This window comes from Chthoniobacter flavus Ellin428 (genome assembly GCF_000173075.1).
In the GTDB taxonomy this organism is placed as follows: domain Bacteria; phylum Verrucomicrobiota; class Verrucomicrobiia; order Chthoniobacterales; family Chthoniobacteraceae; genus Chthoniobacter; species Chthoniobacter flavus.
This window is the reverse complement of the sequence record NZ_ABVL01000029.1, coordinates 50,246-63,728: the sequence shown is the minus strand read 5'-3', so window position 1 is coordinate 63,728 and position 13,483 is coordinate 50,246. Positions and strand designations below refer to the sequence as shown.

The window sequence follows — 13,483 nt, the reverse complement described above, 5'->3', positions numbered from 1 at the left end:
ATGAAAACTTCCGCGCTCTTCATCACTCTCCTCACGGCCGCTTCGATCGCCGCCAGCTCGTTGACCGGACATCAAGCCTTCGGCCCGCTGCGCTTCGGCATGCCCGCGAAGGAAGCCGATCAAACCTTCCGCCAGATGCACCGCACAAAGGATCCGCATCAGATGACCGCCGCGGAAGCCCGTGCCCACTTCGTCACGAATGGCGCGATGAAGCTCAGCAGGATGGAAGACTACGACCGAGCACTTCCGGTCTATATCAATTTTCATGGCGAGCCGTTCATGAATGAGGTCGCGATGGAATCGATGGGCGCCCGCGTCGACACCTACGACGGGCTGAAAAAAGTGTGGGAAGACTTCCAGGATTTCGGTGACTGCAAATTCACCCGCAAGAGCGAGAAGGGGAGCTTCTGTCCGATCACCTCAGTCGATGCCGCCACAGTCGACGAATCCACGCACCTGAAAAGTGTCGTCACCGATGTCTGGGAAACCGAGGGCGTGCGGATCGAATTGTCCGTGCAATACATCGACATCGCCGGAGTCCGGAAGTCGCTCAATCTTCCGCCCATGGAGCATATCTCAGCTCCTCCCTATCGCGTGGCATTGACCGCGAAGCAGATCGCCCCAGCGAAATAGCCCCACGGCGGAGCCGTGAAAGAGAGCGGCAACGAGGGCCGCTGCTCTCAACTATCAACCCTCAACTCTCAACTTTTCCCGAAGAGCGGCGCGCTCTTTCGGCGAGCGGTGGTATCTCCCCCACCGCCGGCATCTCCGCGCGATGAGCATAATGGAGTGATCGACTTTCATGCTGTCCCGATTCGCGTAAAAGCCCGCTTTCGCGTGGCCAAAATGCAATTTGCCGCCACGGATTCCACCCGTTCCACCGGCTCTTAGCCATCCCCGCTCCCCCGTGTTTCTCTCGCGGGCATGCAAGCGGACTCCACCCAAAATAGCAAGCTCGCGCTGATCGCCAAGGTCACCGCCGAGATCACCCAGAACCGTCCCGGCTGGCAGACCACGGAATTCTATTTGGTCGCCCTGGTCGTCGCCGCGCTGGTCCTTCTTTCCAGCCTCGGCCAGATCCCCAGCACCGCGGCGGATGCCGTCGCCGGGCTCATCGCCCTCGGCTTCGCCTGGCTGCGTGGCAATCGCAAGAACTCCCGCGAGGAATCGCTCCTCAACCTCATCGACACCCTCAAGGGCTCGGACTTGCCCGCCCCCGCGACGGCTGTGCCAGTCGCCGTTCCGCAACCGGCCGCCGCTCCCGCTCCCGCTGCTCCGGTTTGTACCCACGGCACCGCGGACTTCTCGCCAAGCCTCGGATCTCAACTTTCCCAAAGCGGCAGCGCATGCCTTCCCCTTTTGTGCGCTTTGAGCCTTTTTGTGGCCATCCTCCTCCTGCTCACCGGCTGCGCGAGCACGGAAGTCCGCGAGAATGGGCAGCGCGTTTTCCACACCCACGCCGATGCCCAGTCCATCGAGCTGACCACGAAGAACACGCATCTCGTGATGACCGGGGTCAGTCACAGCCAGCCCACGCTGGCCGGTGGCCAGGCGTTCAAGATGGGCGCGGACAGCGTCGGCACCACGGTCGTCTCCGGCATCCTCTCCGGCGGCCTGCCCTGGGCCAAGGCCACCGCGGCCGGCGCGCAGATCATTCCCCAGATCCTCGCCCCGGCCGCGCCCGTGGTCCTGCAATCCAAGCACTAAGCCGTGGATGCTTCCCTCTCTGCGTCTCTGCGTCCTCTGCGTTTAAAATTTTCCGTGATCCCATGAGCAAAATCCTCATCGCGCTCTTCCGGTCGCACGCCAACGATCCTTTGAGCTTCCTCATCAAGGCCAGGACGGCCGGCAGCTACGTCCACGCCGCTGTGGTCGTTGATCCCGCGACCAACACCATCATTGAGGCGTATTACCCGCACGTCCGGCAGCGGCAGCTCGCTGACTCCGAGCTCAACGGCATCGACTTCTTCGAGATCGAAGGACTTACCGACGCCCAGGCGGATCAAGTCATCGCCTATTGCCAGGCTTCCGTCGCGGCGATGACCCCTTACTCGGTCGAGGATCTCTTCCGCTTCGAGGCGCCGATCCGCGCCATCGCCGGTGACGCCAGCGACAGCCCCGCCCTGAACGTCCCGAAATTCTGCAGCATGTTCGCCTTCTGCGCCGTGCGCACCTCCGGCTTCGTCCTGCTCAACGCCCACGACTACGAAGTCGACCCCAGCAAGCTCGCCTGGGCACCAGCCATGCACATGGTCGCCCCGCTCCAACCCCTCACCAAATGAGAAACGGAAAAATGTCCACGGCGGAAAAGGGGATTGTTCTTCCACTCATCAAGCGCGTGCTCAAGACCGGCAAACGGTGGGAATCGAAATCCTTTCACTTCCCGGCCGAGGTGATCATCGACCTGGTCCTCTCCATCGAAGGAATGGCAAAAGGCCCCGACACGGACGACGCCCGCGACGGATTCTCCACCAATGGGTGGCAGTGGGATTGGTGGCAGACCTTCATCTATCAGGGACGCAGCTACACCCTCGGCGGTTCCGGATTTTACGGCGGCCACACTTTTGGACTTACCGACGAATGATCGCCTTCATCCTCTTCGCCCTCTTCGTCGGCTGTCTCTTCGCCCTCTTCATCCCCACCGACATCGACGAATGACCTCCCTCAAGTCCCCTCATTGTCCGTGGTTGGTCGAGATCGATGGCGAAGATCTGGTGGTGCGCAATATCATCGCCACCTGCTTTGGCGGAGCGCACGACTCGGGCGACAACGGCGAGACCGAAAGCGGCGTCATGAACGATGGCCGGAACCCGGATCTATTCGGTTGTGCGTTGCCCATTCGCAGCATCGAGGCCGCCACGGTGCTTTCGCCGCTCGCCTTTAAAGGTCCACACATTCCGTGGGAGACGCTCGTCCGCGTCTGGCGCGAAGCGACCGGGGAAGGCAACTCCATCACCGTGCGTCTCATTGATAATGGGCCGGACGTCCTGCACTACCCGACGCACGCCCTCGATCTCACCGAAGCCGCCGCCGCACATTTCCGACGCGATATTCCCCGTGATCGCCTCGCCAACGAGTTTGAGGAACCCGGCTTCTCCTATCGCATCCTCGGCGCCGCGCCCTACGCCCTGGGAAAGGTTATATGATCTACTTCGCCGACAGCACCATCACCTTCACCGGACCGGCCCGGCTCGATCGCGCGCTCACTTTTGTCGAGGACATGCCCAAAGGCGCCGCCGTCCTCATTGGCGACGGCAGCCAAGTCAAAATGAAAAAGAGCGTCACCTGCGGCGAATTCCGCGTGGCCGACATCGAGGAAGTCCAGGCCGCCGCCCGCGCCGCGCGTCCCCGTTCCCAAAAGCACGATCACACCATCGTCACCCCTCCGCCGTTCTCCGCCGACTCCCAGGAATGATTTCCCTCCTCCTATTCGTCTTGCTCTCCCTCTCCGGACCTTTTAGTCGCGCCATAGCCGCAGGCGACGGCGGATTCCTGGGTGGAAACCTCCCGTCGTGGCTGCCGTTCGTCGCCATTCCTTCGCAGGAAATCAGCCACGGCACCACGGCGGGATACCATACCCTGAGCCTGTCGAACGGGATCCACACAAACCCCGCGTGGCTCTCAACTCTCAACTCTCAACTCTCAACTTTCGCCCCCCTCCTCGCCAACGACCTCCCCGATCCGTCGCCCAAGGACTTCATGATCTGGCTGGGCTGCGGCCTGTTGCTCGTCACCATCGCCGGCGCCGTCTTGTGGACGTGGAACCAGGCCAGGGAAGCCTTCGGCCGCAAGCCGACCGGCGACGAAGAGATCGCCGAGATCAAGCGCAAGATGGTCACCAGCGAAGCCCTCGACCTCCGCTTGCACGGCGTCGCCACCAAGGAAGAACTCCAAGCCGCCGAGATGCGCATCGAGCACGCCCTGCACAGCCAGTTCCAATCCCTCGACCAAAAGCGCAGCGTCTCCATCGGCAACCTGCACGAGAAAGTCGAGACCACCGCCGATGGACTGCGGCACGAGGTCAACCAGGTCCGCACCATGATCGCCGAAATGCCCGGAAAGATCGCCGAAATCATGCGCGTAGGGAGGTCCCGCTAACATGACCCGTCCCACCATTCTCGCCCGGGCCATCCTCGATCGCCTGGCCAAAGCCCGGCCCTACGCCCTGCCCGAAGAACAACTCTTCACCGAAGTCAATGGCGTCGTCCGTCCGCCCGCCACCGAGGAAGAATTTCAAACCTCCATTGCCGCCCTCTCCACCGGCGGCGTCCCGCGCCTTCGCATGATGGCCGACGAATTCGATGACGCCGCCCGCAAGTGGGTCATCACCGAAGCGGGGGAGGCCGCGTTACTCCGGTGAACCATGAGCCGCAAACCCCGATCCGACTCCCTCTGGGCCGCCCTCAAGACGGAGGAAAACCGCAGCCAGGTCTTCGAATGGCTCATCCTCGAAGGCATCTCCTACGAGGACTGTGCCGCGCGTTGTGCGGAATCCTTTGGCTTCTCACCCTCCACGGGCGCGCTGGCGACCTTCTACAAGGACCACGCGTTCGCCTGGAAGATCGAGCGAGCCAAACTGCAAGCCGAGGAAGAGAAAGGGAAACTCCCCGGCGACTGGGAGGAACGAGTGCGCGAAGCCCTCGCCCAGCGTCGCTTCGAAGCCAGCTTCCAGGAACTCTCGCAGAAACAGATCATCGCCTTGGAACGTCTCGATCTGGACAAGCGCAAAGTCGATCTCACCGCGCAGGACTTCGCTCTTGCCCGGCAGAAATTCCAGCGCGACACCTGCAAACTCTTCCTGGAATGGTGCGACCAGGAGCAGGCCAAGAAGATCGTCGCCAGCGGGATGTCGAACTCCGAGAAGATCGAGCAACTCGGCCTGGCCATGTTCGGGGAGGATTGGAACGCGTGAGCGGCGCTTTCAAAACCCGCGCCGGGCAAAAGGCATTCGAGCGCGACGTGCGCGAGCACCGCGTCTCCGGACTGCTCGCCCGTCGTCGTTACGGCAAGACCACCATCGCCGGGCGCATCTCGCTCTACAAGATGATGAAGACCCCCGGGCACACCGTGGTCTTCGGCTCGGTCAAAGTGGATCTGGGCCGCGACATGATCCGTGAGGAATCGCGCCAACTGCAGCTTGCCTTTCGCGTCCTCGCCCAGGATTCCAAGCTCACCCTGGCCGATCGCAACGGAAAGGAACTGCCGGCCACCCTCAGCGCCGATGATTTCGCCGAGCTCTACGAAGCCACCCGTCTGGAATTCCGTCTCTGGCATTCCAATTCGATTTACTCCCGCACTTTGATTGTCGCCCTCACCCCCGATGCGGTCGGTCTTGGTGGCGATTTGATTCTCGATGAAGTCGGCCGGGCCCGGCGTTTCGCCGAGGTCCTCGAGGCGGTGATGCCCATCATTCAGGACCAGCCGGAATACCGGTGCATCTACACCACCACGCCGCCGCCGGATGATAACCATCCCAGCTTCGCCTTGCTCGCGCCGCCGATTGGCGCGGAACTCCCGGTGCGCCCCGAGGGCAATACCTACAAGAGCGAGCTCGGCGTCTTCGTCCGTCGCATCACCGTGCACGACGCCGCCGCCGATGGCATCCCCCTCTACGACGACGACACCGGCGCGCCGATCACGCCCGAGGAAAGCCGCCGCATGGCTTACGACAAGGACGCGTGGGATCGCAACTACGACTGCAAGTTCATCCTCGGGGGCACCAGCGTTTGCGGGCTGCAGGAATTGGACAACGCCCAACGCAAAGGGGTGGGGAAGTCGTTCCTCGAAATCGTTCAGGACGATCTGACCTTCGACGCCGCGTGTGCCCGGCTCACCGCGCTCCTCGGCGAGGGCCGCATCGGTTGCGGCTGGGATCTGGCCAGCACCGAGAAGGAAACCAGCAACCCCTCCAGCTTCACCGTCATGGAAGAAGTGGGGCAGGAGCTCGTTACCCGTGGCGTCTTCGTTTGGAAATCGTCCAACCCGGCGGAGCAGATCGAACGCGTCGTCAAAATCCTCCGCGCGATCGAAGCGCGCAAGAGCGGCGGCCGGGCGCGTCGCGTGGCCGTGGATGCCACCGGCGACCGGCTCTTTGCCAGGATGGCCGCCACCGCGATTTCGCAACAAGCCGGTGTGCCCGTGGAATTGATCGTCTCCAGCGAGACGGTGGAGTTGCCCGGCTACGACACCCCCGTCACCAAGAAGACCTGGCTGGGCGATCTCTACGTCGCGGCGCTGAACGACAACCGGCACACCTTTCCGCCCGAGCGTTATTTCCGCGAAGACCATCGCATCCCGAAAAAGGTCCGGGGCCTTTACGTCGCCGAGCCGACTTCCAATGGGATGCACGCCGACACCTTCGACAGCGGCAAGCTCGCGCAACACGCGCTGCAAAGCGCGCAAGGCGCCCTCACCGCCGAGACCCTTGGCCAGATCCGCCTGGGCAACAACCACGGCGGTTTCCATCGCCCCCAATTTCAACCCCGGAGGCTGGGCTAATGAATCGCTCTAAAATGCCCGACGTTTGTTTCAGGGGTGTCGATACCCGTCCCGCTACCCTGCGGGGCGTTTATAGCCCGGTTCCGCGCGAATGTAACCCATCCCCTGAGGAGGTCGCACCCGGCTTATGAAGCTCGTCCGTGCTCAAGCTCCCGATGGCCGGGTCGCCCGCGCCTGCAATGGCGGCTATCATGTGACCGGCAGCGTCGCTGCCAAAGCGCCGGCCGCAACCCCTGCGTTGCCGAATGCCAAAATCCCCACGGCACTCGCCCCGATCCTGCGCCCGCAAGCGGCCACCCGGTGGATGATGCCCATGGTGGCGGCAATCACGCCGCAATACATCGAGATGGTGCTGCGCAGCGCGCTCACCGGAAATCACGTCCAGCAATGGCAGCTCTTCGATCTCATGCTCGACACCTGGCCGGAGCTCTCGGCGTGTGCCCAGGAGCTCACCCTTGGAGTCTCTCGACTCAAGCTCATCTTCGAACCCTTCACCGAGGAGGATGAAGATCCGACCCCGAGCGCCATCGAGCGATGCAAGCTGGTCAGCTCCGCGCTGCGCCGGATGCAGCCCGACGCCGCCGCCGATGAGAACGACATGGAGGGCACGATCCAGGATCTCATCGACGGCTGGTTCCGCGGAGTCACCTGTCTGGAAGTCAACTGGCAGGCCGTTTCCTCGGCCTCGCAGGGCCGGATCCTCGCGCCGAAGAGCACTTTCGCCGTGCACCCCGTTTGGTTCGGCTTCGATACCTACGGACGTCTCGGCTTGCGCACTGATGGCCGGCAACAAATCGGCCAGATCGATTTCACCGGCGGCCCGCCTCCTGCCGACTCCTCGCTCATCGGCGCCTTCCCGCCGCACAAGTTTTTGATCGGTATCCACAAGGCACGCAGCGGCACGGCGCTTGGCGGCGCGATCCTTCGCCCGCTCGCCTGGTGGTGGTGCGCGGCCAATTTCTCCAGCGATTGGCTGCTCAATCTCGCCCAGCTCTTTGGCATCCCGTTCCGCTGGGTCAATTACGACCCGACCGCCTCGCAGGAAACCGTGGATCGCATTTGCTCCATGCTCCAAAGCATGGGGAGCAGCGGCTACGGCGCCTTCCCCACTGGGGCGATGCTCAACTTCGTCGAGACCGGAAAGCAAGGCAGCGACCACAGCCCGCAGGGCGAGTTGCTCGATCGCGCCGATCGCTACGCCCGCATGCTCATTCTCGGCCAGACGATGAGCGGCAGCCAGGACGCCAGCAAGGGCGGCGGCAAAGCCTTCGGCGAAGTCGAAGGCGACGTGAAGAGCCAGCGCATCGAAGCCGCCGGCCGCTATGCCTGCCGCGTCCTCAATACGCAGCTCATTCCTTCCATCCTCACCTTGAACTATGGCGACGCGGACGAAGCTCCCTCCGTGCGACTGCTGGAAGACGACGAGGGCGGATTGCCGGAAGCGCAGCGTGATCAGATCCTCAGCCAGCTCATGCCGCTCAGCCAGGCGTTCCTGCGCAAGAAATACGGGCAACCCGAGCCGCAGGATGAGGACGACGCGATCGGTGGCCAGCCCGATCCGGAACCGGACCCCACAGCCAAAGGCGAAAATCCCGAGCCCGGAAAAGCCGAAGAGGATCCGGAGAAAAGCGCCGCCATGGCCCGCATCCTCGCCATCGAGGACGACACGATTTTCGCCCGCGAGCTTTCCGCTTTCCTCGAAAAACCATGACCCCTCTCGATACCTCCATCCTGTGTCGCACATCCGTCACGCTGCCCGCCACGGCCAGCGGCGAGATGATGTATATGCCCGGCGGTCTGCAGGGCATCACGCCCATGGAAGGCGCGCCGGAAAACCAGCCGAAGATCAATGTCTTAGTGGACGCCTCGGGTGCGCAGTCCCTGGAGAAGCAGCGCAGCGCCCTCGCCGCCAAAGGCAAGCGTCCTTACTTCGATTTCAATCATGAAGGCGGCGAAGCGTCCTTCTGGCCGGAAGCCTTCTTTTGGAAAGAGTCCCCCGAGCCCGGAATCTATTGCCGCGGCGAATGGACAGCCGATGGAAAGGCCAAGGTGGAAGGCAAAGCCTGGCGCCAATTCTCGCCCGTCTTCCACGTGGACGACAAGCGGGCCAACCCAGCCCGCATCGTCGCCCGGGAATGGGCACATCCCAACATGGGCGGCTTGGTCAACGACCCCGCCTTTCGAACCATTTTGCCCCTGTGGGCAAAGAACGCCGCTGGAGCGCATCCAGACCAACCAAACCAAAACCACGCAGCAGCTATTGCAATGAACGAACAAGAACTGGCCGCGCTCCAGGCTAAAATTCAGGAGCAGAACCGCGAACTCGACGCCCTCAAGGCGAAGGAAGCGGACACCAAGCAGAAAAAGGAAAATGCCGATCTCGTCACCGCCGAGATCAAGGCCAAAGAGCACGAGATGAAAGTCAGCGAGCAGAAGCTCGAGATCGAATCGCTCAAGGCCAAGAGCGCGAAGCAGGATGAAACCATCAAGGCCCGCAGCAAAGCCGACGCGGAAGCGGCGGTGAAGCGCGCCGTTGAACGTGCGGCCATCGCCGCCAAGGACACCAAGACGCAGGAAACGCTGGTCACCAAGGCCACCGAAGACCCGGCCTTCCTCGCCGTGATCGACGCCATGCAGGGGCAGGCGATCAGCGCCCGCGTGACCGCTCCGGTCACGCGCCCCGAAGTGCGTGTCTCCGCCATCTCCGGCCGGGAAATGGTCACGGCGTTTGCCCGCCTGGTCTGCCAGAACGCCTCGATCCACGACGTGCGCAGCCCGGAAAAAGCCAAGCTCGCCAAAGCCGCCGCCGCCATCTTCGCAGCGGAAATGCGCGGTCAGGAAGATTCCTGGATGGGCGTTCCGCTCGATGAGGCGATCAAGGCGGCCGACGTCACCAACGCCGCGGTGGGCACGCTCGCCGGCACGCTGGTCCTCCAGCGCAACCTGCCGTTGCTCGTTTACCGCTACCCGATGTTGAAGACGCTCTTCTCCGACTTCAGCGATGCGGTCGGTCTGTGGCAGCAAGTCGAGACGACCCGCATTCCGATTACCCCCGCGGTCACGGAATACGATGCCACCCTCGACACCAACGGTCGCCCGAAAGGCTTCGTCGTCGTCACGCCGGCGCAGACCGTCGATGTGCCGATCCAGCTCACCAAGCATGTCGGCATCCCGATGGTTTTCGGCGTGCAGACGCTCGCCTCCACGGTGCGCGATCTCTTCGCCGAGCAATCGGCCGGGGCGATCAATGCGCTGGGCGGTTATTTCGTGGACATGGCCACGGCACTCATGACGTCGGCGAACTTCAACGCCTACGCCCAGATCACCGACGCGAGCTGCGGCACGACCAGCGGTTCCACCGCCATCACCCTGGGCAGCACGGCCGGTGTCTATCCCGGCCAGGAAATCAGCGGCACCGGTATTCCCACCGGCACGCACATTGCCAGCGTGCCCAGCTCGGGCAATGCGGTCATGACCCAGGCCGCCACCGCGACCGCCACTGTCACCGCCACGCTCGGCGGCGGCAAGGTCCCGACGCTCTACACGACCTATGTGAAGGCGCTCACCGACTTCAATTTCGCCAGCCTCGGCGATATCGGAGTCGCCTTCGATACCAACCGCGTGCCCTACGACGAACGTTACGCGATGCTCAATGCCAGCTACTATCAGCGGCTGGCGCAAGACCCGACGTTCAACACGTTCTTCGCGGCGATGCAAAATCCGGACATCATTCGCAAGGGCCAGTTGCCGGAGTTGAATAACTTCCTCCCGCAAAAGGCGCCGTTCTTCCCGGCCTCGAGCAATCGCGTGGGCTTCGCTTATCACAAGGCGGCCATCGCGTTGAAGTCCCGCTTGCCGGTGGACTTCACCCAGGCGGTCAGCGCCATGGTGCCCGGCTCGATCACCACGGTCACCGATCCCGATACCGGCATCAGCGTGCTCCATGTGGAGCGCGTGGATGTGGTCGGGCGTTATGCGGAAAGCAGCATCGAAGTGATGCTCGGCGCCAATGTCGGCGACCGCCGCGCCGGTCTCGTCCTCACCTCGCAGTAACCGATCGGCAGCCCCGCCCAAGGGGAAGCGTCCCAATCACCCGGTGCTGCGCAAGCGGCACCGGGTTGAGGCGGCGCAAGACCCAGTGGTCACATCAAAAACCAAACACAAAACCTTGATTCACATGAAATCCTTCCGCTCCTTCCTCGGCGCCGTCGCCTCGATCGCGCTGCTCTCCGTCCTCGCCCTCGCGCCTTCTGCGCGTGCCGGCGATCTCAGCTACACCACGTTGCCGCAACAGAACGACAGCGATCTCATCATCGCCCACAAGCTGGCCGCGGCGCCGGCGAGTAATCTTTACTCGAACGTCTCCACCGCCACGACCACCGTTTGCAAAAGCGGCTCCGGCGTCCTCGAGCGGATCATCATCAACACCGGCGCCAGCACCTCGACGGTCACCGTCTACGACAATACCGCCGGCAGTGGCACGAAGATCGCCACCGCCGCCACCACCGCGCAGGGCGTGCTGGTCTATGGCTGCCACTTCAGCACCGGCTTGACCATCGTCACTTCCAGCACGGCCGACGTCACCGTGGTCTACCGCTAACCCGGCCATGCCCACCAAAAACAAAACCGTGGCGGCGTCGGCCGCGTCGCCACTCGATTCCGAGAAAGGCCGCGACTGGGCTAGGCCGGGAACTCGCCGCCAGCCAGCGCGAATTGCAGACGGGCCCGGATAATCTCGGCTGGCGCTTCAACGAACATCTCCGGCACGCGCTCGAGGAACGCATCGCCTTCCTCGAAGCGCTCATCGCCCTCCTGCCGCGCTAAGCCGCCATGAACTGGATCGCCATCATTCCCGATGATCTCAAGGCCAGCGGCCATGGCACGATCATCGACAAGGCACAGACCCTCGCCGTGGGCGGTGTCGATCCAGTCGCGGATGCCATCGCCAACATCACCGCGGAAGTGCGCTCCGCCGTGCGAACCGGCAACCAGCTCGATACCGACCCGACGAAGATCCCGCGTTCGCTGAAGCGTCTCGCCGTGCAGATGATCCTCTTCGCTCTCATGGAGCGGATCGGCGTGCCGCTCAGCGATGCGCAGGCCAAGGAATCCGACCGCCACGCCAAGCGCCTAGAGCAGCTCTACGAGCGCAAGGAAGTGTTGGAACCGCCAGACAGTCCCGACACCACCGGCAGCCCGGTCAATCCCGGCATGTGGAACAGCGAGAACAAACTGATCATGCGCACCCACCCGACCCCGGTTCCGGGCGTGCAGTTTCCGCCTACCGGCGGCTACGCCAACCCCGACGCACCGCAGGATCCCACGTCATGACTCTGGAGCAGCATCGCCACGTGCAGCGCGTCGGCCGTCTGGCCTTGAGAGGCCAGATGCAGCTCACCACCGCCCGCCGAAGCATCGCGCTCATCTGCGCGACGGGCGATGCCCCGATCTCCGATCTCCCATCTCCCATCTCCGAGACGGAGTCTCTCGCCGATTTCTCGCGCCGCGCCGCGGCCGCTTTCGAAAGCGACCTCGCCCCGGTGCGCCAGGCGATCGTCGCCGCGCTCCTGGCCGGCGACGTCGCCGCCCTCAAGGGCCTGCGCGCCTTGCTGCCTCATCTGCTCCAGCAGGTCAACGCCGATCCCACCCTCGCCGATCTCCTCGCCCATCAGCTCGGCAAGGAAGTCATGGCCGGCCTCACGGAAGATCCGGAGAGCGAGGGAATGGGAGAAAGGGGGAACGGTTGAAACGCTTCATCATAGTCCTGCGTCTTACCTGGCGATTGATCGTCTTGGGCAAGAAGGGCACGGCCATCATCGAGCAGACGAACTTCTGGTCGAAGCAGCTCGATGCTATTTTCGACGATTTGCAGAGCGCTCATGAAAGACGCGACTATGTCGCGTTTTCGAAAGCTTACGCACGGTGGCAGATCTGCCGCCGCCGCTACTACGAGGAAGGCAAGGAGCTGCACCGCGGCCTCACGGAGGGTCCGGACTCTCAACCCTCAACTATCAACTCTCAACTCCTGCCGTGAGCATCAGCTTCCATCACGATCCCCAAGTGACGGCGTCCCTGCAGCATTGGCGCGGCCGTGCAGCGTTTCCCACGGACCTCTCCTCGAGCGACCTGCGCGGGCTTAGCTCGCAGTTGCATCTGCGCAGCGTCTTCAGCGCTCGCACGACCAATGCGGATTACCTCAACGAGGTGGCCTCGATCGTCGACAAGATGCTCTCCGGCGAAATCAACCTCGCCACCGGCCGGCTGGCCCTGATGAAGAAGCTCAAACAACTCGGCTACAATCCCGAGACCGGTTTCCCGCAGGACATGGCCGCGATCCCGCCGGCGGAGCGGGGGAGCCTGCGCGACATTTCCAGCGAGCAGCGAATCGATCTCATGCTCAAGACCAACATCTCCGTGGCCCGCAATTACGGGCGCGTGGTCGATGGCAACACCGAGGCCGCGCGTTATTCCTTTCCCGCGTGGGAGCTGACCCGCACCGGCCGGCGCATCGTCCCGCGGGGCGAACGCCGCGGGGAAGACGGCGCGCTCCTCCCCGATCCGGAGAACGCCTGGCCGGAACGCTGGCAGCAAGCCGGCGAAAGCGTCGGCTTCGAAGGGGCGGCGAAGTCGGTGATGATCGCCCTCAAAGACTCGCCGATCTGGCAGGCCCTGGCCGATGGCGTGGGCGGTTACACCGATACTTTGGGCCATCCCTTTCCGCCCTTCGCTTTCAACAGCGGCATGGGCTGGCTCGGCGTCCGCCGCGCCCAGGCCGAAAGCCTCGGTCTCCTCGCCCCCGGCGCATCCACCGGCCCGATGGCCGCCCAACTTTCCCCGACCAAACGCGAAGCGAAAAAGGTCCTCGATAGTCTGGGCCCGGACTTCCGCAAGCGCCTGCTCGCCGAACTGGAGGACGCCGCGTGAAAACATTTAAACGCAGAGGCGCAGAGACGCAGAGAGGAAAGGCATTTTCTGAGATTCAATT

The 13,483-nt window shown here is 63.3% G+C and carries 17 protein-coding genes; all 17 read left to right on the top strand.

Going from position 1 to position 13,483, the window contains the following annotated elements; translation table 11 throughout:
- The 17 genes from CFE428DRAFT_RS28305 to CFE428DRAFT_RS28225 all read left to right on the top strand — a co-directional run bounded on the left by CFE428DRAFT_RS28305 (position 1) and on the right by CFE428DRAFT_RS28225 (position 13,422).
- Positions 1-633: a hypothetical protein gene (locus tag CFE428DRAFT_RS28305; RefSeq protein ID WP_006983137.1), complete on the top strand. Its 633-nt coding sequence runs from the start codon at positions 1-3 to the stop codon at positions 631-633.
- A 291-nt stretch (positions 634-924) separates the two neighbouring features.
- Positions 925-1,707: a hypothetical protein gene (locus tag CFE428DRAFT_RS28300; protein WP_006983136.1), complete on the top strand. Its 783-nt coding sequence runs from the start codon at positions 925-927 to the stop codon at positions 1,705-1,707.
- Positions 1,708-1,769: 62 nt separating this feature from the next.
- Complete coding sequence (locus CFE428DRAFT_RS28295; protein WP_006983135.1) at positions 1,770-2,282, top strand: hypothetical protein; 513 nt, start codon at positions 1,770-1,772, stop codon at positions 2,280-2,282.
- Positions 2,279-2,584: a hypothetical protein gene (locus CFE428DRAFT_RS28290; protein WP_006983134.1), complete on the top strand. Its 306-nt coding sequence runs from the start codon at positions 2,279-2,281 to the stop codon at positions 2,582-2,584. Before CFE428DRAFT_RS28295 ends, CFE428DRAFT_RS28290 begins: the two co-directional genes overlap by 4 nt.
- Before the next feature lie 70 nt (positions 2,585-2,654).
- Positions 2,655-3,146, top strand: a complete 492-nt coding sequence (locus tag CFE428DRAFT_RS28285) for a hypothetical protein (protein WP_006983133.1) — start codon at positions 2,655-2,657, stop codon at positions 3,144-3,146.
- Complete coding sequence (locus CFE428DRAFT_RS28280) at positions 3,143-3,415, top strand: hypothetical protein (protein WP_006983132.1); 273 nt, start codon at positions 3,143-3,145, stop codon at positions 3,413-3,415. The genes CFE428DRAFT_RS28285 and CFE428DRAFT_RS28280 overlap by 4 nt, the downstream gene beginning before the upstream one ends.
- Positions 3,412-4,098 carry a hypothetical protein gene (locus CFE428DRAFT_RS28275; RefSeq protein WP_006983131.1) on the top strand — a complete coding sequence of 229 codons (687 nt, stop codon included), beginning with the start codon at positions 3,412-3,414 and terminating at the stop codon, positions 4,096-4,098. Before CFE428DRAFT_RS28280 ends, CFE428DRAFT_RS28275 begins: the two co-directional genes overlap by 4 nt.
- A gap of 1 nt (position 4,099) precedes the next feature.
- Positions 4,100-4,360, top strand: coding sequence for a hypothetical protein (locus CFE428DRAFT_RS28270; RefSeq protein ID WP_006983130.1), 261 nt, complete (start codon positions 4,100-4,102; stop codon positions 4,358-4,360).
- Between the two features lie 3 nt (positions 4,361-4,363).
- Positions 4,364-4,912 (top strand): hypothetical protein, encoded by a 549-nt coding sequence (locus CFE428DRAFT_RS28265; protein ID WP_006983129.1) that lies wholly within the window; start codon positions 4,364-4,366, stop codon positions 4,910-4,912.
- Positions 4,909-6,498, top strand: coding sequence for a hypothetical protein (locus CFE428DRAFT_RS28260; RefSeq protein WP_006983128.1), 1,590 nt, complete (start codon positions 4,909-4,911; stop codon positions 6,496-6,498). The genes CFE428DRAFT_RS28265 and CFE428DRAFT_RS28260 overlap by 4 nt, the downstream gene beginning before the upstream one ends.
- 127 nt (positions 6,499-6,625) lie before the next feature.
- Positions 6,626-8,209, top strand: coding sequence for a phage portal protein family protein (locus tag CFE428DRAFT_RS28255; RefSeq protein WP_006983127.1), 1,584 nt, complete (start codon positions 6,626-6,628; stop codon positions 8,207-8,209).
- Entirely contained in the window at positions 8,206-10,551 is a 2,346-nt protein-coding gene (locus CFE428DRAFT_RS28250) for a phage protease (RefSeq protein ID WP_006983126.1), read from the top strand. The genes CFE428DRAFT_RS28255 and CFE428DRAFT_RS28250 overlap by 4 nt, the downstream gene beginning before the upstream one ends.
- Positions 10,552-10,675: 124 nt before the next feature.
- Positions 10,676-11,098 carry a hypothetical protein gene (locus CFE428DRAFT_RS28245; RefSeq protein WP_042725975.1) on the top strand — a complete coding sequence of 141 codons (423 nt, stop codon included), beginning with the start codon at positions 10,676-10,678 and terminating at the stop codon, positions 11,096-11,098.
- A gap of 230 nt (positions 11,099-11,328) precedes the next feature.
- Positions 11,329-11,829, top strand: a complete 501-nt coding sequence (locus tag CFE428DRAFT_RS28240; RefSeq protein WP_006983124.1) for a hypothetical protein — start codon at positions 11,329-11,331, stop codon at positions 11,827-11,829.
- The gene (locus tag CFE428DRAFT_RS28235) at positions 11,826-12,245 is read left to right on the top strand and encodes a hypothetical protein (RefSeq protein ID WP_006983123.1); all 420 of its coding nucleotides are present in this window, start codon (positions 11,826-11,828) and stop codon (positions 12,243-12,245) included. Before CFE428DRAFT_RS28240 ends, CFE428DRAFT_RS28235 begins: the two co-directional genes overlap by 4 nt.
- The gene (locus tag CFE428DRAFT_RS28230; protein WP_006983122.1) at positions 12,242-12,532 is read left to right on the top strand and encodes a hypothetical protein; all 291 of its coding nucleotides are present in this window, start codon (positions 12,242-12,244) and stop codon (positions 12,530-12,532) included. The genes CFE428DRAFT_RS28235 and CFE428DRAFT_RS28230 overlap by 4 nt, the downstream gene beginning before the upstream one ends.
- Complete coding sequence (locus tag CFE428DRAFT_RS28225) at positions 12,529-13,422, top strand: hypothetical protein (protein ID WP_006983121.1); 894 nt, start codon at positions 12,529-12,531, stop codon at positions 13,420-13,422. Before CFE428DRAFT_RS28230 ends, CFE428DRAFT_RS28225 begins: the two co-directional genes overlap by 4 nt.
- The last annotated feature ends 61 nt before the right edge of the window (positions 13,423-13,483 follow it).

Excerpts from the sequence above, each read along its gene's own strand:
- CFE428DRAFT_RS28265 (WP_006983129.1), top strand. The coding sequence starts at position 4,364 with ATGAGCCGCAAACCCCGATCCGACTCCCTCTGGGCCGCCCTCAAGACG.
- CFE428DRAFT_RS28280 (WP_006983132.1), top strand. The coding sequence starts at position 3,143 with ATGATCTACTTCGCCGACAGCACCATCACCTTCACCGGACCGGCCCGG.
- CFE428DRAFT_RS28250 (WP_006983126.1), top strand. The coding sequence starts at position 8,206 with ATGACCCCTCTCGATACCTCCATCCTGTGTCGCACATCCGTCACGCTG.
- CFE428DRAFT_RS28235 (WP_006983123.1), top strand. The coding sequence starts at position 11,826 with ATGACTCTGGAGCAGCATCGCCACGTGCAGCGCGTCGGCCGTCTGGCC.
- CFE428DRAFT_RS28275 (WP_006983131.1), top strand. The coding sequence starts at position 3,412 with ATGATTTCCCTCCTCCTATTCGTCTTGCTCTCCCTCTCCGGACCTTTT.
- CFE428DRAFT_RS28245 (WP_042725975.1), top strand. The coding sequence starts at position 10,676 with ATGAAATCCTTCCGCTCCTTCCTCGGCGCCGTCGCCTCGATCGCGCTG.
- CFE428DRAFT_RS28255 (WP_006983127.1), top strand. The coding sequence starts at position 6,626 with ATGAAGCTCGTCCGTGCTCAAGCTCCCGATGGCCGGGTCGCCCGCGCC.
- CFE428DRAFT_RS28295 (WP_006983135.1), top strand. The coding sequence starts at position 1,770 with ATGAGCAAAATCCTCATCGCGCTCTTCCGGTCGCACGCCAACGATCCT.
- CFE428DRAFT_RS28285 (WP_006983133.1), top strand. The coding sequence starts at position 2,655 with ATGACCTCCCTCAAGTCCCCTCATTGTCCGTGGTTGGTCGAGATCGAT.
- CFE428DRAFT_RS28270 (WP_006983130.1), top strand. The coding sequence starts at position 4,100 with ATGACCCGTCCCACCATTCTCGCCCGGGCCATCCTCGATCGCCTGGCC.
- CFE428DRAFT_RS28300 (WP_006983136.1), top strand. The coding sequence starts at position 925 with ATGCAAGCGGACTCCACCCAAAATAGCAAGCTCGCGCTGATCGCCAAG.
- CFE428DRAFT_RS28305 (WP_006983137.1), top strand. The coding sequence starts at position 1 with ATGAAAACTTCCGCGCTCTTCATCACTCTCCTCACGGCCGCTTCGATC.
- CFE428DRAFT_RS28290 (WP_006983134.1), top strand. The coding sequence starts at position 2,279 with ATGAGAAACGGAAAAATGTCCACGGCGGAAAAGGGGATTGTTCTTCCA.
- CFE428DRAFT_RS28240 (WP_006983124.1), top strand. The coding sequence starts at position 11,329 with ATGAACTGGATCGCCATCATTCCCGATGATCTCAAGGCCAGCGGCCAT.